This is a genomic window from Saprospiraceae bacterium, assembly GCA_016719615.1.
Taxonomy (GTDB): domain Bacteria; phylum Bacteroidota; class Bacteroidia; order Chitinophagales; family Saprospiraceae; genus Vicinibacter.
In genome coordinates this window covers 127,501-144,952 of the sequence record JADJYQ010000001.1, presented here as the reverse complement: position 1 = coordinate 144,952, position 17,452 = coordinate 127,501, and the positions used below count along the sequence as shown (strand labels likewise).

Below are 17,452 nucleotides of genomic sequence, written 5' to 3'. Positions count from 1 at the left end.
TATTGGCATTTCAAGCTTTCATGTTTTCTTTGGCTTGTAGTCTGTTAGTCTGTTAGTCTGTTAGTCTGTTAGTCTGTTAGTCTGTTAGTCTGTTAGTCTGTTAGTCTGTTAGTCTGTTAGTCTGTTAGTCTGTTAGTCTGTTAGATCTGTTAAAAAAAAACGCCCTAACGAATGTTAGTTCAAATAAATACGTATTTTTTCAAATTATTTTTCAGAACTTTACTTGTTAAATAATATTGCTTTGAGCTTTGAGCTTTGAGCTTTGAGCTTTGAGCTTTGAGCTTTGAGCTTTGAGCTTTGAGCTTTGAGCTTTGAGCTTTGAGCTTTGAGCTTTGAGCTTTGAGCTTTGAGCTTTGAGCTTTGAGCTTTGAACTTTGAGCCTTGAGCTTTGAGCTTTGAGCTTTGAGCTTTGAGCCTTGAGCCTTGAGCTTTGAGCTCCGTATTTCCAGCTTTCGTCGAAATCCTGGGCTCCCTTGGAGAAATCTGAATGAACAAGGCCCCTGTTCAGCTATATTTGCAACACATGAAATACATCGAAATCCTGAGACTGGCTTTTGCAAATGTTAAAGCAAATCTTTTGCGCTCAACCTTGACGCTTGTGATCATAGCATTGGGTATTATGGCGTTGGTAGGAATTCTGACCTCTATTGACGGAATGATTTATAGCATGAGCAGTAATTTTTCTAATCTTGGGGCCAACAGTTTTAGCATAGACCGGAAATCCACGGAGTTCAAAAGGCATGGGGACCGCCAAAATTACAAAGAAGCTGCACCCATGACTTATGAGCAGGTCAGTAGCTTTAAAGAGCGGATGCAAAATATTGCAAAAGTCGGGATATCCTTCCGCTGCAGTTACAACAGTATAGTCCAGTACGGCAATAAAAAAACAAATCCGAGTACCAGAGTGCGTGGAATTGATGAAAATTATCTGGATATCGCAGGTTACGAGATTGAACAAGGGCGACTTTTTTCAACGCATGAACTGGAATATGGGGTTCCTAAAGCAATTATCGGCTCAGAGCTGGTCAACCGTTTGTTTGACGAAGTTCCGGAAAAAGCATTACAAAAAGAAATCCTGATCGCCGGAAAAAAATACCAGGTCATTGGTACATTAAAATCTAAAGGAGCCTCTATGAACGAAGGAGCGGACCGGAGAATTTACATTCCTCTGTCCAATGCCAAATTGGAGTACGGAGTAGCGGATTCCAATTTCGATATTGAAGTTAATGTACCCAATGCCGTAGATATTGATAAAACCATCGACCATGCTATCGGCGTTTTACGCGTCATCCGGGAATTGAAAGCCTACGAAGAAAATGATTTTGAAATTTTTAAAAGCGATGGCATCGTCGAGTTCCTTCGCGAAAACACAGTAAAGTTGCGGGCAGCTGCAGTTGCCATCGGTCTCATGACCTTATTAGGAGCTTCCATAGGACTCATGAACATTATGCTGGTTTCTGTGACGGAGCGTACACGTGAAATTGGCATTACTAAAGCGATCGGAGCCACTCGAAAAAATATCATTTATCTTTTCCTCACAGAAGCCATCATCATCTGTCAGGCTGGAGGAATTCTAGGCATTTTACTCGGCATTCCTGTTGGCAACATCGTAACCCTGGCCATCGGGAGTGATTTTATTATACCATGGGCCTGGATCATTTTGGGGCTTGTCGTATGTATGTTCGTAGGTATTATCAGCGGATTATATCCTGCCTTAAAAGCTGCTAATTTAGACCCGGTAGAGAGCTTGAGGTATGAGTAGCTCGTTGCTTATTCTGCTTGTTGGGAAGTAAAATATCCGAAATTTGAAAACAGTTATACATTTAGTGGATTGGTAATATTCTGATATCCTTACTTACGTTTGTTAGTTTTTAAAATACCGCACAACCACGTTTTGTCTTTATTCCCAAGAAGATTTAATATATCCGGACTGCCAACTGTTGATTGATAACTACTTCATTTTCTGCTAAAGGATATAAAAATGGTAGGGAGCGGTAAATTCCTGTTTGTAATATGAATCTTTCAATCCTGTCTATCTTTACAAAAAAAATCTTGACCTTTCTCCCTACCCGACAACTTCCTCACCCAATCCAATTTGCAGTGAGTCTGATTTTGGTTTTGGCTGTAGCCCTTTTGTATTATTATGCCGACAGTCTGATTGATTATCGCATTGTGGCTCTGGTTTTGTTGATGACAGTCTCCATAATCGCCATGTTGTTTGATATGATGCCCGTATTATCTGCTGCGGTGCTAAGCGCAGTGATCTGGAATTTTTTTTTCATTCCACCTATTTTTACTTTTCATATCAGCAATGCGGAGGACCTCCTGTTTTTCCTGCTTTATTTTCTGATCGCTTGTGTCAATGCGGTACTTACTTTAAAAATAAGGGATGCTGAAAAGAAAGCAAGAGACAAAGAAGAAAAAGAGAATACCATCAAATTGTATAACACCTTGCTGAATTCACTTTCCCACGAATTGCGGACACCCATTTCTACCATAATTGGTGCCGTAGATACGCTTCAAGAAAATAAAGCCCAACTCAGCATTCCCCATCAAAACGAACTGTTATCACAGATTGAACTTGCTGGCCTCAGGTTGAACCGGCAAGTCGAAAATCTATTAAGTATGAGTCGGTTGGAAAGTGGGATGCTCAAACTCAAACTGGACTGGTGCGATCTAAATGAATTGATCCATTCAGTCATCGATAAATTTGTAACGATACCTACACATAAGATTCTTTTTTCTGCTAACGACAAACTTCCATTATTCAAATTAGACGCTTACTTACTCGAACAGGTTCTTTACAATCTCATTCAAAATGCCGTTCTATATACTCCTCAAAATACGATCATTAAGCTCTCAGCAGAATTTATTTCCAACGAATGTGTCATTCGAATCTCAGACAACGGCAAAGGATTTCCTGAACATGAAATTCCACTGGTCTTTCAAAAATTTTACAGATTACCAAAGTCCAGAACAGGAGGCAGCGGGCTAGGGCTTTCCATCGTAAAAGGATTTGTAGAAGCCCACAGGGGCTGCGTCAAACTTGAAAATAATTCGCAGGGTGGTGCTACTTTTACCCTATATATTCCAGCAGAAGCCTCTTATATCAACATTCTAAAAAATGAATAATCCTGAAATCCTGATTATAGATGACGAACAAGCCATTCGAAAACTTCTGGAGATCAGCCTTGAAAGTAATGGATATAAAATCAGACAAGCTTCGAACGGAAAAGAAGGCCTTATTATGGCGGCCAACCATCCCCCAGAATTGATATTACTTGACATAGGTCTCCCGGATCAATCCGGTCATGAGATTCTCAAAGAACTTCGCATCTGGTATCAAAAAGCCATCATCATTCTATCTGTATTAAATAGCGAACAAGACATTGTGCAGGCACTTGATAACGGCGCCACCGACTATCTTACAAAACCTTTTCGCACTGCAGAATTATTGGCTCGCATTCGCTCAGCCATTCGCAGAAATCAAAATTTAAATACAAAGAGTGTTCTCGAAATCGGAGACTTAAACATAGATTTCACAACCCGCAGCGTCAAAAAAAACAATCAACTTCTCAAACTTACCACTACTGAATACCAACTCCTCGCATTGTTCGTCCAAAACGAAGGTCGCGTCCTGACTCATCAATTTCTACTCAAAGAAATTTGGGGAATTGCTTACCAGACAGAAACCCAATATCTACGCGTGTTTGTTGGAACCTTGCGTAAAAAAATTGAAGATAATCCCAACCAGCCCAGACATATTCTTACCGAAAGTGGTGTTGGCTATCGTTTCATTTAATCCTAATAGGACATTATTCAACCTCTTTCTCTTAATCCCTATTTAGGTCATAATCCATCTTAGAATAACATACTAAAGCTTAGTTTATATTTTCTTTATACCAGCCATACTTTCTTTATTATTCCCCTATATTATCCATCACAACTTTGCATGTCTAACACAATTCACATGCAGAACACTCATTCCGGAATCAACGGTAAAGTCACAGCGGCTTCCTTACTCATCGCACTTGGTATCATTTATGGCGATATCGGTACGAGCCCATTATACGTATTAAAAGCCATAATAGGCGATCGCCCGATTCAGGAGATCATCGTTTATGGAGGTATCTCCTGTGTATTCTGGACAATTACCTTTCAAACGACCTTCAAGTATATTTATCTCACACTTCAAGCTGACAACAATGGAGAAGGTGGGATTTTTTCACTTTATGCATTGGTCAAGCGCTTTGGTAAATATCTCATTTTTCCAACAATTCTAGGGGCATCGACATTACTCGCAGATGGGATCATCACGCCGCCCATCTCTGTATCATCTGCCATTGAAGGATTGCGCAATATTCCAGGTTTAGAATCACTGCCTACGGTACCCATCGTCATTTTCATTCTATCCGGCTTGTTTTTCTTTCAAAGATTCGGCACTCAAAAGTTGGATATGCTTTTGGGCCAGCAATGCTGATATGGTTTAGCATGTTGGCTATATTAGGTGTCAGCCAAATCGTTCACCATCCTGAAATATTAAAATCATTAAATCCCGTTTATGCATATAAATTCCTAACAGAATACCCTCAAGGATTTATCCTATTGGGTGCTGTTTTCCTGGCCACTACTGGTGCAGAAGCTTTATATTCAGACCTCGGTCACTGCGGACGCAAAAACATTCGCATAAGTTGGATTTTTGTCAAAACCAGTTTATTGCTTAATTACATGGGACAAGCCGCCTGGATCATGGAATTAGGCGATGGAAATTTACTTCTGGGCCGGAATCCTTTCTACGAAATTATGCCACCCTGGTTTCTTTGGATCGGTGTCTTTATAGCCACCTCAGCAGCTATCATAGCATCACAGGCCTTAATTAGCGGAAGTTATACTCTCATCAACGAAGCTATGAACTTGAATTTCTGGCCACGTGTGGCAGTAAGGCAACCAAGTGACATCAAAGGTCAGATCTACATTCCAAGTGCCAATATTTTTTTATGGATCGGTTGTGTATTTATGGTGTTGTTCTTCGAAAATTCATCCAATATGGAAGCAGCCTATGGCTTGGCAATTACGATCACTATGATGGTAACAACTTATTTATTGTCATTTTTCCTTTTATATCGCCTTCGGTGGCATAAAATAATTGTTTTGACTTTGTTATTGGTTTTTGCCAGTATTGAACTTGCATTTTTTGCAGCGAACATCCACAAATTTCCGGAAGGCGGATACGTTACTTTATTGATTTCTTCCATATTTATTTTTATTATGTTTTCTGTTTACTCGGGTCGAAAGATTAGTAATAGATTTATCAAATTTGTAGATCTTGGAAAATATGTCGATCAAATCAACGAACTAAGTCATGATTCGGAAATTCCAAAATTTTCCACACATCTCATATATCTTACGAAAGCAAACCACAGGCATCAAGTAGAAGAGAAAATTATTAAATCCATTTTTTCGAAAAAACCAAAACGCGCTGACGTTTATTGGTTTTTACACATTCATCGCACCGCCGAGCCCTATACGCTGAGCTACGATGTTTCTGAATTGGTCGACGATAAAGTCATAAAAGTTAATTTGAATGTAGGCTTCCGCATTCAGCCTCGAACAGAATTGTATTTTAAGAAAATCGTGAAAGAATTGATTGAACGCAAAGAACTCAAGCTTCACATTCGTCCTGATGGATCCACCAAATACAATGACGAACCTGATTTCAAATTTGTAGTCATCGAAAAATTTCTTTCGGTCGAAAATGAATTTAGCTTAAAAGAAGGAATTTTATTAAATACCTTCTTCTTGATTAAGAAGTATAGCTTAAGTGATGAAAAAGCTTTTGGCCTTGAAAAAAGCGATGTGGTCATCGAACATGTACCGTTGTTATACCAACCCATCAATGGCATTGCTTTAAAACGGGAGGAACAAAGTTAAAAGCACTGATTGCGATGAAAGCTGAATTAAGTCAATTGCTTTATACAACTTATATCAAACATTGGGATTCCCAAGTTGAAATCCAAGATAAAAAAGGAAATGTTACAAAAGGATATGTTTCTGGAATTTATTTGGATCGAAGTGATGGACATCACATCAGGATCGACAAATGGCATATTGTGCAACATGAAGACCGTTATAATTTAGGCTTGTACCCTTTAGGTTTCATGAAAGGTGTTATCGTCGAGCAAAAAGAAATCAGAAGTTTAATATTTGAAAACAATGCTATTGAATTTAGATTTGAAGAATGAAAAAATATATTAAATACAGTTTGATTTTGATCCAATGTATAATTATAAGCAAGGCAGTAATTGCCCAGGATAATCCATCAGATTTAACACAAAATTCGATTGAACTGGAGGCTTATTTGGATATCTACTACTCCTATGATTTTGCACGGCCAGAATCTTACCAAAAGCAATTGTATTTTTATAATTATAATCGGCAAAATAGCTTTCAACTAAATCTCGGGTACTTAAAAGTCAAATGGCTTCGCGAAAAATATCGGGCAAACCTGGTATTACAAGCTGGAACTTATGCGGAAGATAATTATACTGCAGAACCAGGATTGCTTAAACATGTTTTTGAGGCAAATGCGGGTTTGGCGCTGAATTCGAAAAATACATTTTGGTTGGATGTGGGTATTTTTTCATCTCATATAGGATTTGAATCTGCAAATGCTTTCGACAACTGGACCCTGACGCGATCGCTCGCAGCTGAAAATTCGCCATATTACCTTTCAGGCCTAAAAATGAGCTATGATGTGACACCACGGTTTCAACTTACTTCTTTGGTGTGCAATGGCTGGCAACGCATTCAGAAAGTAGCAGGTAATAGTTTACTCTCCTTTGGAACCCAAGTAAAAATCACCCCAAAAGAAGGATGGTTAATCAATTGGAGTAGTTTTATTGGAACAGACGATCCGGATAGTTTGCGAAGGATGAGATACTTCAATAATTTCTATGCACAAATGCAATATTCAAAAGCCTGGAGTGTAATACTCGGAATGGATCTGGGATTTCAACAAGTAAGCAAAGGAGTGCAGATTTCCAAACTTGGATGAGTCCGGTAGCTATTGTTCGCTATAAGATCAACGAGACATGGGCAACAGCGCTACGCGGAGAATATTATCGCGATATCGACCGGATCATTGTTTCCAGCTCTTCAAAAGGATTTACGGTATCCGGAATTTCGATCAATTTGGATTATGCTCCTCTTGAAAATATTTTATGCAGAGTCGAGGGCCGTTGGTTGCATGGTGTACATCAGATTTTCAATGAACCTGAAAATCAAGACCGGAATAATTTTTCGATGACGGCATCGTTTGCTTTGAAAATGCGTTAAGGATGAATTAAAATTTTGACAAATATTTATGTATCGAGCTTCTGCCAGATCGAATTGCTACAATTACCTAATCGGAAAACCAAATGTGACTGCAATTGTTATTCAAGTTAGTTACAAATTTTTTAAATGGATCCATTGTCAAATCACCAAAAAGGGGCATTGAAAATACTTGTCTTTTCTGCCTCCTTAAGAAAAGATTCGCTGAACACACAATTGGCAAAATATGCAGCTGAAATTCTCGTGAAAAATGAGATCGATGTGGATTATGCAGAAATGCGCGAATTTGATGTGCCCGGCTTCAACCAGGATCTGGAAACTGGTTTTGCTGAACTAAAAGGGGCCGAAGAATTCCGCAATCGCATGCTTGCAAATGATGGGTTTATCATAGCATCACCTGAATACAATGGTTCTATGCCTGGCTTATTAAAAAACTTGATCGATTGGGTTTCACGATATCGTCCGCAACCCTTCAACGAACGCCATGCTCTATTGATGTCGGCTTCTCCATCAATGGTTGGGGGTAATCGCGGTTTGTGGGCATTGAGAGTGCCGCTGGAGCATTTGGGAACGAATGTATATCCCAATATGTTTTCTCTGGCCATGGCACACAAAGCCTTGACGCCTGATGGTAAAATTGCAGACGAATCCCTGGCGAAGCGATTTGAAGATCATTTGATATCATGGACTGCGCTTGTAGAAGCATCCAAAAATTATCCATGTATGAAAAAAGCCTGGGTTGAGTTTCTCGGAGAAAAGCCTGATTCGCTTACAGATAGAGTAGAATAAATCTATAAGTTAATGTGTCGATAAACTCCTGATTCTACCATTGAAAAACTCAACACTGGATCGCAGCAACAGATGCTTTCGCAGCATTTAAGGATGCTTCCCAATCCGTTCTTAATTGTCCTGTTAGTCCCGGACAATTTCCGTAAGGCTCCAAAGCATTGACGTAAGCTTGCGCCGCGTTTTTATAAGCAAGGCATGTAGTTGCGTTAGGATTTAAACCATATGCCTGAGCCGCAGCAGACAAAGCATTTATTTCATTTTGTAATTCATCGGCATAAGCCGTGGAACAAGGCTTGGTCGTTTCTTTATCATCTCCGCAAGAAAATGTAACGAAAGCTAAGGAAAATAGAAATAAAATTGAAATTAATTGAGTCTTCATAAATGAAATTTTAAAAAAAACAATCTAAAGATACAAATTTTTACAATTATTTCAAATTAATTTATACTCGTTACTATATAGCGCCGCAGACGCTTCAATTTTAGGTTCATAAAAAAGAAACAAATTCAACAATTATCTTTAAAATTGATGGGTTAAAACTGGTGAATAAAACGAATTTCAAATGCCTGTAGCTGTATATTCTCAAGATGGTATTATTTTCCCAATGGCTATCAATTATCAACAAACTAGGCCACTAATTTTAGGGGTCCAAGTTTGATCTTGGCTCAAGAGTAAATATTAAAGAGTAAATGGTTGATTGATTTTAATATTAGGCTTCATTTAATTGTTTACCTCTTTTACTCATAAAAATTTTCATACACAATCCAAATAGAAATCCAAATATAAATGCAGGCAAAATATTTCCTTTAACTGTGTCCCAAGAAAAGGCTTGTTCCGAAAAATAGGGTTCAACAAGACTTTTAAACAAAAAATATACAAATCCCGTTACAAAACCCTTTTTAATCCAACCATAACCCGCATACGGATTGTATGTTTTTTCGATGTCCAGAGATTTGAATCGATCAGGCTGCACCTTTAACCAATTTTCCTTTAATGATTTTCTGAACCAGCCCCAAATTGGAAAAAGAAGTGCGAGTATCAGGAAAGAAGTGAAATTCATCAAACATGGAATAATGTTTCCACATTTCGGACAATATAATCCAAACCAGTTCTTGAAGCCGGTTCCGTTTTCTACTGACCAGGTTCTGCCATCATGTAAGGTATGACAATGCGGACAAGGAATAAAAGTTCTTTCAAAGCGAGGTTTATCAGACTCCCGATCAAGTAAAGAAATTTTGGCAACCCTCTGTCCAAAAAAAAGTTCAACAACCGCACATCCGGGATTCAATAACCAATGCAATGTTCCCGGTTGTTTCCAGTCATAGACTTTATATCGCTTTTTATCAAATTCCATCAGCCATATTTTTACCAAAAATAATCATTTTTATATAGGTAATACGCATTCCATTGTGGCAAAAGGCTGAAACCACCCGACATCAGCATGTTATAGTTAATATGAGGTTTCTTCATGTCGGGAAGATTATAGATCAAAGTGCAATTCTGGTAATCTTCAAAATCACATTCATCCAATTCATTATTGTCATTCTATTGAAATGTTTTCCCTTGCCCTGTCAGGGCACTATATTGGTCGATAATAAGTATAGAATTTCCACAGCGTGCCGTAGGTACGCTACATGATTTTAGATTTCGCAATGTTATTCTATTCCAACAAACAAAGATTTGGGCTTTAAGCTTTAAGCTTTAAGCTTTGAGCTTTGAGCTTTCATAGCATTCTTCAATAAAATTGAATAAATTTGGGTTTTCAATTCAAATGCTAACAGATCGTTTTAACAGGGTTCATGATTACTTGCGCATATCGCTCACCGATCATTGCAATTTTCGGTGTACCTACTGTTATCCAGACATAACTGATGAACATCACCAGCCGGCGGCCTCCAAAATGAGCGCGGATGAGATCGTGGGGATCGCTGCAGTATTTATAAATGCGGGCGTCAAAAAAATTAGACTCACCGGCGGTGAACCGCTTGTGCGAAAAGATGCAAAAGACATCATTCAGCGTTTGTCGGTTTACCCCGTAGAATTGGCCATAACGACTAATGGTGTATTTGTTCACGAATACGCAGACCTCTTTGTGAAAACCGGACTAAAATCAATCAATGTGAGTTTGGATTCGCTCGATCGCGAAAAATTTTTTTCCATCACCGGTCGCGATGAATTTGTAACGGTACTCTCAAATATTGAATTGTTGCTGACCAAAGGATTTCACATCAAAGTGAATGTAGTTGTCAAAAAAGGTGTGAACGAATCAGAAATAAATGATTTTATCGAGTGGACGCGGGAACGCCATGTTCATGTCAGATTTATAGAATTCATGCCCTTTTCGGGCAACCATTGGAACCAGGATGAAGTTTTTTCGCATCAACAGATACTTGCTTGCATTTCTTCTAACTTTTCGTTTCATCGCATTCCTACGCATAAGCACGACACTGCCAAACCCTATTACATCTCCGGTCATACAGGCACTTTTTCTGTCATCAGCACCATGAGTGAACCCTTTTGCGAAGGATGCAACCGGATGCGGCTCACGGCTGATGGAAAGATGAAAAATTGTTTGTTCTCGGTTAGCGAAACAGATTTACTAACACCCTACCGTCAGGGAGTTAACATTTTACCACTTATTCAGGAATGTCTTGCCGCTAAAAAAGAAAAACTTGGCGGACAATTAAACACGATAGATCAAGCTATTGAAGCATCCAAACTCAAAAACCGAAGCATGTTAAATATCGGTGGTTAAGAATACTTCAGGTAAGACCTTTCAAGCTGTTGATAAATAGTGTAGATTTGGCAAATCTATGATGAGAATATTACTTACCGGAGCGAATGGATATATTGGTATGCGTTTGTTGCCTGTACTAGTGGAAGCAGGGCATGAAGTAACTTGTGTGATACGAGATAAAAACCGTTTCAAACCATCTTCAGATCTTTTATCCAAAATTCAGATCATTGAATTTGATTTTCTTAAGCCGGAAAATGCCGTTTTTCAATTTAAAGACAAGGAATTTGATGCTGCCTATTATTTGATTCATTCTTTAGGTGACACCAAAACGACATTAAAAGAATACGAGATCAGGTCCGCAGGTTGTTTTGTTTTGGTTGCTCATCTGACACATGTCAAACAAATTATTTATCTTGGAGGTATCAGCAATGACAACAGCCTTTCCAAACACTTGTTAGCAAGGCAAAGTGTAAAGGAGGTATTGATGCAATCTGCCATTCCTTTTACAATTCTTGAAGCAGGAATCATAGTAGGTTCCGGAAGTATTTCCTTTGAAATCATCAGAGACCTCACTGAAAAATTACCTGTGATGATCGTGCCAAACTGGCTGCATTCAAAATGTCAGCCTATTGCCATCAGAAATGTAATTAATTATCTCAGTGCCTGCCTGCTTCTCCCTGGAATGATGAACCGAGTATTCGAAATCGGTGGACCTGATGTATTGAGTTACAAACAAATGTTACTCGAATATGCTTCTGTCAGAAACTATAAACGATACATTTTCACCTGGCCCTTTATTTCTCCATCGATTTCTGCAAATTGGTTGAATTTAATGACTTCTGCAAATTTTATTATAGCCAGGCAATTGGTTGAAAGTATGAAAAATGATGTCGTCTGCAAGGAATTCGGCATTCAAGAAGTGCTCCCTCAAGAACTGATTTCTTATAAAGATGCCATCCGGATGGCGTTTTTGCGCATCGAACAAAATATGGTTGTGTCCAGTTGGAAAGATGCAGCATCCAGCAGCCTGTCCTACCTGGATGTCAAACAACACGTAGAAGTGCCTGTCAATGGATGTTATAAAGACCGAAAATGGATAGAAATCGACAGAGATCAAGTAGAAGAAGTATCCCAAAGATTTTTTGGAATTGGGGGCAACCAGGGATGGTATTATGCGGATGGATTGTGGCGCATTCGAGGCGTTATAGATAAACTCTTGGGGGGTGTAGGATTAGGAAGGGGCCGCCGCAGCGAAGTGGATCTTCAACCGGGTGATGCTTTAGATTTCTGGAGAGTTCTTTTAGCAGACTATAAAAACAAACGACTTTTATTGTATGCTGAAATGAAATTACCTGGTGAAGCATGGTTGGAATTTTCAATCGTGCAAAATGATAAAAGATGCTTACTGAAACAAACGGCAACCTTTAGGCCTGAAGGAATTCTCGGTAGAAATTATTGGTACCTGATGTTACCTTTCCACTATTTTATATTCAATAATATGATTCGTCGCATCGCAGGCAAATAAAATGGTTTACCAGGAACTCACTTTCTATATCTGTCTCTTTTGGATAGCCTATTTATATGCTTCCGTTGGTCACGGTGGCGCTTCAGGTTATCTTGCGATCATGGGTTTGTTTGCTGTTTCTGCAGTCACTATGCGACCTTCTGCATTATTGTTGAACTGTTTGGTTTCACTTATTGCATTTATTCAATATTACCGCGCAGGTCATTTTCAATGGAAATTCTTTATTCCTTTTGCTATAACATCGGTACCGGCAGCATTTTGGGGTGGCACCATACAACTCGATGAATTTATTTATAAAAAAATACTGGCAATACTTTTAGTAGTTTCTATTATTCAATTGTTGAAATCTAACAAACAAGTTGCTTTAGCGGATCTTAAACCAGCTCCCTTTTATTATTGTATGATCATAGGAACAATCATTGGATTTATTTCCGGACTCATTGGAATTGGGGGCGGAATTATCCTTAGTCCATTGCTGCTTTTCCTTCATTGGGCAACTATTAAACAAACTTCAGCTACTGCAGCTTTGTTTATTTTTGTCAATTCAGTAGCTGGCATATTTGGAATCGGAATTCATGCGCTCCAATTCCATCCGCACATATTTTTATGCATTTTATTGGTTGCAGTCGGTGGCTTTATTGGAGCTTATGCCGGTGCATTTAAGCACAATGAAATCGTATTAAAAAGAATTCTTGCTTTTGTATTATGTATTGCTGTATTTAAACTGCTGATGAGTTGACTGAATAAGCCGGCAATTGGATTTACCTTTGCATCAATCGTCATTAAAAATATATAAATACCCAGCCATATGGTAGATATTACCGCCAAAAATAATTCACATCGGATAGCCATTGCACAAGCAATCGTGCGCGTAGGTTCTGTCAAAACTATTGAAGCTATACAACAGAAAAAGGTGCCCAAAGGAGATGTCCTCGAAGCAGCCCGCGTGGCCGGATTGTTCGGAATCAAAAAAACATCAGACCTCATTCCCGATTGCCATCCACTGCCTATCGAATTTGCACAAATAAAATTTAGCATAATAGATCTAAGCATCATTATTGAAGTGGAAGTGCAAACCATTTATAAAACAGGAGTGGAAGTGGAAGCCATGCATGGTGCTTCCATCGTTGCACTTACCATTTACGATATGCTTAAACCCATCGATAAGGAAATAGAAATTGCTACCATAAAATTATTGAAAAAGAAAGGCGGCAAATCTGACTATGCAGATCTTTTGTCGCCTGATTTTAAAGCTGCAGTCATCGTGTGCTCAGATTCTGTATCCTCCGGAAAAAAGGAAGATTCCGCAGGAAAAGCCATCATGGCTTCTTTGCAAAAATACAATGCTAAACTCGGAACTTATTTAGTCATACCAGATGATATTGAACTTATTCAAAAAACAATTCAAGATTGTTGTGCATCACAACACCATATGATTATCATCACAGGTGGAACGGGATTATCGATGCGCGATCAAACTCCTGAAGCCGTCAGACCAATATTAGAACGAGAGATACCCGGAATAGCAGAAGCCATGCGCCAATACGGACAACAGCGTATGCCTTATGCCATGTTATCCCGAAGTGTCGCCGGTATGATCGGCGAACATTTAATTCTTGCATTGCCAGGTTCGACACGAGGCGCGATGGAATCTATGTCGGCCATATTTCCAGCAGTGTTTCACTTATTCCGATTGAAGGAAGGGTTTAAGCATGAGGAATAGTTGTTAGTTGCTGGTTGTTAGATGATCGTTGTAGGTTTATATATCTAACAGTTGTTAGTTGAATAAAGATCCGGTATTTTAATCTTGTCGTTATACTTCTAACTTTGTGGTCCTTTGTGCCTTGGAGCCTTTGTGGCGAATCAGGATGATCAATGGTTACGAATTCATTTCGGAATGGGTTAAAACCCATTCTTGTATATAGTTCCATCTTGTTTCAAATTTATGTAGATCCGTTTAAGCTTCTTGTTACTCAGGATGAGTGGTTTTACATTCCGGCTAAAGCCGACTGGATTTTTTGCTTATTATTTTAGGTTTGATTATTTCACTTTTACAGCTTTTTCTATATTACTCCGTTTTATATTTACTTTAAAGCAACCAATTCTCACTGAAATATTTCTCTGAATGATTTATATCAATAGTCTATTTTTGTATTAAACTTACAAAAAAAAAATGAAATTCGAACAACGACAACAGGAAGTGGCCGCATTTTCTAATTTTCTCACGAGACTTGGCATGTACAGTCTTTTTGCATTTGTACTGATTGTCATTTCACTGCTCATGGGAACGGTAGGTTATCACCATTTTGGGCAGCTCAATTGGGTAGATAGTTTTTACATGACCAGCATGATTCTTACGGGAATGGGACCGATTGCTGAAATGAATTCGGATGCATCAAAATATTTCTCATCGTTTTATGCGCTTTATAGCGGCATCGCTTTTCTCAGTATCACGGCCGTTTTTCTGGCACCCATCATACACAGGATACTTCATATTTTACATGTTGAAAAAACCGAAGAGCCCGAATAAGTTATGAGAAGCATAGTCTCGTATTAGCTTTAATATTTCAATTTATGAAGTTCAATAAGTTTTTATTATTACTGATTTCAGGAGTTTTGTCATGTGAGGCCCCTGTAAACAAAGCAAGGATAAAGGCAGAAATTTTAAAGACAGAGGAAGATTTTATGAAAATGGCTTCTGAGCAAAGTATCTCTGAAGCTTTTTATTATTTTGCCGACTCCAATGCCGTAATCAAAAGAGAAAATGATACTCTTGTTCAGGGAAAAGATGCCATCCGGCGATATTATGAAGCTAAAAAATTAGAAGGTGCGCGTGTAGAATGGTCACCGGACTTTGTCGCTATTTCCGATTGTGGAAACATGGCTTATACTTATGGAAAATATATCTGGAAGATTGTCGATTCCAAGGATTCCGTTATTGAGTACAGAGGCATATTTCAAACGATTTGGAAAAGACAAGAAGACCAACAGTGGAAATACGTGTGGGACTAATCCCAAATTTCAATATGAAGCACAAAAAAAAAATAACATTCAAACGTAAGCTTACGACTTGCCTGTCTGCGCTTTCCAATCCTTTATCAAGTAATAAGCCCAGCACAGTTCTATAAACAACCAGGTGATATAGCCCAATACCAAAGGTGTGTCGTAATAAGCTCCGCCTGAAATGACATGGACATAAAGATATAAAAAGGAAGCAGCAGGAAATAAACCGGCCAATCTCAACCATTTTGGAAAAAGGGTACACCAATGGAGCAAGATAAATGTTGGGATCATAGGCATGATCATCAGTATTCCACGTTCTTCATTAAAACTATCGACACCGGCTGATGATAAAGATATGCCATGGGTGATCCCAAGTAATATAAAACCTGAAGCTGCTACATGTTCTGACCGGATACCCACGTAGCGCGCGGCAACCACTGCTGCCATGATAGCAGAAGCATCGGCCATTTGAAAGCACAATAATTGTTGATAGGACATTTGAGGGAGCGTATAGCCTCGCAAACCTAAGGCGGCATTTAAGAAAAATCCAATAGCAGCAAGGAACACGAGACTCTTGTTTTCCAAATTTATATCAGGCATATGAATTTTTTTAATGGAATTATGCTCACAAAGAACCGAATATTTAAACAAAATTGTATTGAATAAGCAGCAACAAATTTAAAAAATTAGAGGGCTGAATCATGAAACAAATGGTGAATTTCCAGAAAGTTGCATAACTTTATAGGAGCAATAATTCCATTTTCTTAAAATATCAATTAACATGAAAAATAAAATTTATCACTTCATTGGCATACTTGGATTAATGCTTGTGAGTATTCACTGTACTGAGGTAAAAAAGGAAAACTTAGTTGAACAATCAAACAGCTATTTTGAAAATCAAGACTCCGGCATCCAAACCGGAGGAATAAAAATCATTACAATCCAAACTGCAAAAGATTCATTTAAAGTGTGGACCAAAAGGATTGGCAATCATCCAAATATAAAAGTTTTGTTATTACATGGTGGCCCCGGAGCGACTCATGAATATTTTGAATGCGTAGAAAACTTCTTTCCAAAAGAAGGCATTGAATTTATTTATTACGATCAGTTGGGTTCCGCATTTTCTGATCAACCCAAGGATACCTCCTTATGGAATATAAATCGTTTTGTGGATGAACTTGAGCAAGTGCGGCTTGCACTTGGATTGGACAAAAGTAATTTCTATCTTTTGGGGCATTCCTGGGGTGGTTGGCTGGCACAGCAATATGCATTAAAGTATAACGAACACCTGAAAGGACTGATCATCTCCAATGCCATGAGCAGTTCCCCGGCGTATGGAAAATATGCACAAGAAGTTTTAGGCCCCCAGTTAGATTCTGCAGTGTTGCAAGAGATCCGGGATTTGGAAGCGAAAAAAGATTTTGAAAACCCCAGGTATATGGACTTGTTGATGCCGCATTTTTACAATAAATTCATTTGTAGAATTCCTTTGGAAACATGGCCAGATCCCATTCTAAGAGCTTTCAAAAATTTGAATCATCAGATCTACATTATGATGCAGGGTCCCAGTGAATTTGGAATGTCAGGCAATCTTGAAAAATGGGACATTGGCACTGAATTAAAAAACATAAGTGCACCAACCTTAGTGATCGCCGGTAAATACGACACCATGGATCCCGAACATTTGAAATGGATGTCACAACAAGTACAAAATGGAAGTTATCTGTATTGTGAAAATGGCAGTCATATGAGTTTATACGATGATCAGCAGACCTATATGAATGGCCTGATCCATTTTATAAAAGCGGTTGACAAAGGAGAAATGAAAGTCAAATTTTAAAAGAAATATCAAGCGCGTTCACAAAAATGCAAACAAAGTCATTCGCGAAATAAATTTGAACATCACCTACCAATCGGATACAATCCCAGACAATGGATCTATTATTGAACGCTATCGAAATTCGGGTATTAACAGACTCAAAACTGATCTAGAACGAATTTTTTATCATCACAAAAAAAATTGGAGAAGGAACCATGCTTTTCCATCTATCTGCCCCGAGTGCTATGG

General features: G+C 38.6%; 19 protein-coding genes and 1 pseudogene. 15 read left to right on the top strand and 5 right to left on the bottom strand.

Going from position 1 to position 17,452, the window contains the following annotated elements; translation table 11 throughout:
- Window positions 1–219 precede the first annotated feature (219 nt).
- A complete protein-coding gene (locus IPM92_00665; GenBank protein ID MBK9106913.1) occupies window positions 220–495 on the bottom strand; it encodes a hypothetical protein in 276 nt (91 codons plus the stop codon).
- Window positions 496–523: 28 nt separating this feature from the next.
- Between IPM92_00665 and IPM92_00660 the strand changes: the two genes are divergently transcribed.
- From IPM92_00660 to IPM92_00625, 8 genes and pseudogenes are all read left to right on the top strand, one after another.
- Complete coding sequence (locus IPM92_00660; protein ID MBK9106912.1) at window positions 524–1,762, top strand: ABC transporter permease; 1,239 nt, start codon at window positions 524–526, stop codon at window positions 1,760–1,762.
- A gap of 251 nt (window positions 1,763–2,013) precedes the next feature.
- Window positions 2,014–3,132 (top strand): DUF4118 domain-containing protein, encoded by a 1,119-nt coding sequence (locus IPM92_00655; protein MBK9106911.1) that lies wholly within the window; start codon window positions 2,014–2,016, stop codon window positions 3,130–3,132.
- Window positions 3,125–3,802: a response regulator transcription factor gene (locus tag IPM92_00650; protein MBK9106910.1), complete on the top strand. Its 678-nt coding sequence runs from the start codon at window positions 3,125–3,127 to the stop codon at window positions 3,800–3,802. The genes IPM92_00655 and IPM92_00650 overlap by 8 nt, the downstream gene beginning before the upstream one ends.
- A 168-nt stretch (window positions 3,803–3,970) precedes the next feature.
- A pseudogene (locus IPM92_00645) lies at window positions 3,971–5,931 on the top strand (KUP/HAK/KT family potassium transporter).
- 14 nt (window positions 5,932–5,945) lie between these two features.
- Window positions 5,946–6,242: a hypothetical protein gene (locus IPM92_00640; GenBank protein ID MBK9106909.1), complete on the top strand. Its 297-nt coding sequence runs from the start codon at window positions 5,946–5,948 to the stop codon at window positions 6,240–6,242.
- Window positions 6,239–7,054: a porin gene (locus IPM92_00635; protein MBK9106908.1), complete on the top strand. Its 816-nt coding sequence runs from the start codon at window positions 6,239–6,241 to the stop codon at window positions 7,052–7,054. Before IPM92_00640 ends, IPM92_00635 begins: the two co-directional genes overlap by 4 nt.
- A complete protein-coding gene (locus IPM92_00630; GenBank protein ID MBK9106907.1) occupies window positions 7,051–7,335 on the top strand; it encodes an outer membrane beta-barrel protein in 285 nt (94 codons plus the stop codon). The genes IPM92_00635 and IPM92_00630 overlap by 4 nt, the downstream gene beginning before the upstream one ends.
- A 126-nt stretch (window positions 7,336–7,461) precedes the next feature.
- Window positions 7,462–8,121, top strand: coding sequence for an NAD(P)H-dependent oxidoreductase (locus IPM92_00625; GenBank protein ID MBK9106906.1), 660 nt, complete (start codon window positions 7,462–7,464; stop codon window positions 8,119–8,121).
- A 49-nt stretch (window positions 8,122–8,170) separates the two neighbouring features.
- On the opposite strand, the gene IPM92_00620 is transcribed toward IPM92_00625, so the two are convergent.
- Both IPM92_00620 and IPM92_00615 read right to left on the bottom strand, forming a co-directional pair.
- The gene (locus IPM92_00620; GenBank protein MBK9106905.1) at window positions 8,171–8,500 is read right to left on the bottom strand and encodes a hypothetical protein; all 330 of its coding nucleotides are present in this window, start codon (window positions 8,498–8,500) and stop codon (window positions 8,171–8,173) included.
- A 328-nt stretch (window positions 8,501–8,828) separates the two neighbouring features.
- Entirely contained in the window at window positions 8,829–9,473 is a 645-nt protein-coding gene (locus IPM92_00615; GenBank protein MBK9106904.1) for a hypothetical protein, read from the bottom strand.
- Window positions 9,474–9,890: 417 nt separating this feature from the next.
- Between IPM92_00615 and moaA the strand changes: the two genes are divergently transcribed.
- The 4 genes from moaA (at window position 9,891) to IPM92_00595 (ending at window position 14,104) form a co-directional block, all read left to right on the top strand.
- Complete coding sequence (gene moaA / locus IPM92_00610) at window positions 9,891–10,874, top strand: GTP 3',8-cyclase MoaA (protein MBK9106903.1); 984 nt, start codon at window positions 9,891–9,893, stop codon at window positions 10,872–10,874.
- 61 nt (window positions 10,875–10,935) lie between these two features.
- Window positions 10,936–12,381, top strand: coding sequence for an SDR family oxidoreductase (locus tag IPM92_00605; protein MBK9106902.1), 1,446 nt, complete (start codon window positions 10,936–10,938; stop codon window positions 12,379–12,381).
- Between the two features lies 1 nt (window position 12,382).
- The gene (locus IPM92_00600) at window positions 12,383–13,120 is read left to right on the top strand and encodes a sulfite exporter TauE/SafE family protein (protein ID MBK9106901.1); all 738 of its coding nucleotides are present in this window, start codon (window positions 12,383–12,385) and stop codon (window positions 13,118–13,120) included.
- A 69-nt stretch (window positions 13,121–13,189) separates the two neighbouring features.
- Window positions 13,190–14,104, top strand: coding sequence for a bifunctional molybdenum cofactor biosynthesis protein MoaC/MoaB (locus IPM92_00595; protein MBK9106900.1), 915 nt, complete (start codon window positions 13,190–13,192; stop codon window positions 14,102–14,104).
- Here the strand turns inward: IPM92_00595 and IPM92_00590 are convergent.
- The gene (locus IPM92_00590; protein MBK9106899.1) at window positions 14,088–14,312 is read right to left on the bottom strand and encodes a hypothetical protein; all 225 of its coding nucleotides are present in this window, start codon (window positions 14,310–14,312) and stop codon (window positions 14,088–14,090) included. The two genes, IPM92_00595 and IPM92_00590, sit on opposite strands and share 17 nt — an antisense overlap.
- 242 nt (window positions 14,313–14,554) lie before the next feature.
- On the opposite strand from IPM92_00590, the gene IPM92_00585 reads away from it, so the two are divergent.
- Both IPM92_00585 and IPM92_00580 read left to right on the top strand, forming a co-directional pair.
- A complete protein-coding gene (locus IPM92_00585) occupies window positions 14,555–14,911 on the top strand; it encodes a hypothetical protein (protein MBK9106898.1) in 357 nt (118 codons plus the stop codon).
- Window positions 14,912–14,955: 44 nt separating this feature from the next.
- Window positions 14,956–15,393 (top strand): nuclear transport factor 2 family protein, encoded by a 438-nt coding sequence (locus tag IPM92_00580; GenBank protein ID MBK9106897.1) that lies wholly within the window; start codon window positions 14,956–14,958, stop codon window positions 15,391–15,393.
- Between the two features lie 51 nt (window positions 15,394–15,444).
- Here IPM92_00580 and IPM92_00575 read toward each other — a convergent pair whose 3' ends face one another.
- Window positions 15,445–15,984, bottom strand: a complete 540-nt coding sequence (locus IPM92_00575) for a hypothetical protein (GenBank protein ID MBK9106896.1) — start codon at window positions 15,982–15,984, stop codon at window positions 15,445–15,447.
- A gap of 181 nt (window positions 15,985–16,165) precedes the next feature.
- Here IPM92_00575 and IPM92_00570 point away from each other — a divergent pair, with 181 nt between their 5' ends.
- Entirely contained in the window at window positions 16,166–17,224 is a 1,059-nt protein-coding gene (locus IPM92_00570) for a proline iminopeptidase-family hydrolase (GenBank protein ID MBK9106895.1), read from the top strand.
- Window positions 17,225–17,452: the final 228 nt, after the last annotated feature.

Excerpts from the sequence above, each read along its gene's own strand:
- IPM92_00660 (MBK9106912.1), top strand. The coding sequence starts at position 524 with ATGAAATACATCGAAATCCTGAGACTGGCTTTTGCAAATGTTAAAGCA.
- IPM92_00655 (MBK9106911.1), top strand. The coding sequence starts at position 2,014 with ATGAATCTTTCAATCCTGTCTATCTTTACAAAAAAAATCTTGACCTTT.
- IPM92_00650 (MBK9106910.1), top strand. The coding sequence starts at position 3,125 with ATGAATAATCCTGAAATCCTGATTATAGATGACGAACAAGCCATTCGA.
- IPM92_00640 (MBK9106909.1), top strand. The coding sequence starts at position 5,946 with ATGAAAGCTGAATTAAGTCAATTGCTTTATACAACTTATATCAAACAT.
- IPM92_00635 (MBK9106908.1), top strand. The coding sequence starts at position 6,239 with ATGAAAAAATATATTAAATACAGTTTGATTTTGATCCAATGTATAATT.
- IPM92_00630 (MBK9106907.1), top strand. The coding sequence starts at position 7,051 with ATGAGTCCGGTAGCTATTGTTCGCTATAAGATCAACGAGACATGGGCA.
- IPM92_00625 (MBK9106906.1), top strand. The coding sequence starts at position 7,462 with ATGGATCCATTGTCAAATCACCAAAAAGGGGCATTGAAAATACTTGTC.
- IPM92_00620 (MBK9106905.1), bottom strand. The coding sequence starts at position 8,500 with ATGAAGACTCAATTAATTTCAATTTTATTTCTATTTTCCTTAGCTTTC.
- IPM92_00615 (MBK9106904.1), bottom strand. The coding sequence starts at position 9,473 with ATGGAATTTGATAAAAAGCGATATAAAGTCTATGACTGGAAACAACCG.
- moaA (MBK9106903.1), top strand. The coding sequence starts at position 9,891 with ATGCTAACAGATCGTTTTAACAGGGTTCATGATTACTTGCGCATATCG.
- IPM92_00605 (MBK9106902.1), top strand. The coding sequence starts at position 10,936 with ATGAGAATATTACTTACCGGAGCGAATGGATATATTGGTATGCGTTTG.
- IPM92_00600 (MBK9106901.1), top strand. The coding sequence starts at position 12,383 with ATGGTTTACCAGGAACTCACTTTCTATATCTGTCTCTTTTGGATAGCC.
- IPM92_00595 (MBK9106900.1), top strand. The coding sequence starts at position 13,190 with ATGGTAGATATTACCGCCAAAAATAATTCACATCGGATAGCCATTGCA.
- IPM92_00590 (MBK9106899.1), bottom strand. The coding sequence starts at position 14,312 with ATGGAACTATATACAAGAATGGGTTTTAACCCATTCCGAAATGAATTC.
- IPM92_00585 (MBK9106898.1), top strand. The coding sequence starts at position 14,555 with ATGAAATTCGAACAACGACAACAGGAAGTGGCCGCATTTTCTAATTTT.
- IPM92_00580 (MBK9106897.1), top strand. The coding sequence starts at position 14,956 with ATGAAGTTCAATAAGTTTTTATTATTACTGATTTCAGGAGTTTTGTCA.
- IPM92_00575 (MBK9106896.1), bottom strand. The coding sequence starts at position 15,984 with ATGCCTGATATAAATTTGGAAAACAAGAGTCTCGTGTTCCTTGCTGCT.
- IPM92_00570 (MBK9106895.1), top strand. The coding sequence starts at position 16,166 with ATGAAAAATAAAATTTATCACTTCATTGGCATACTTGGATTAATGCTT.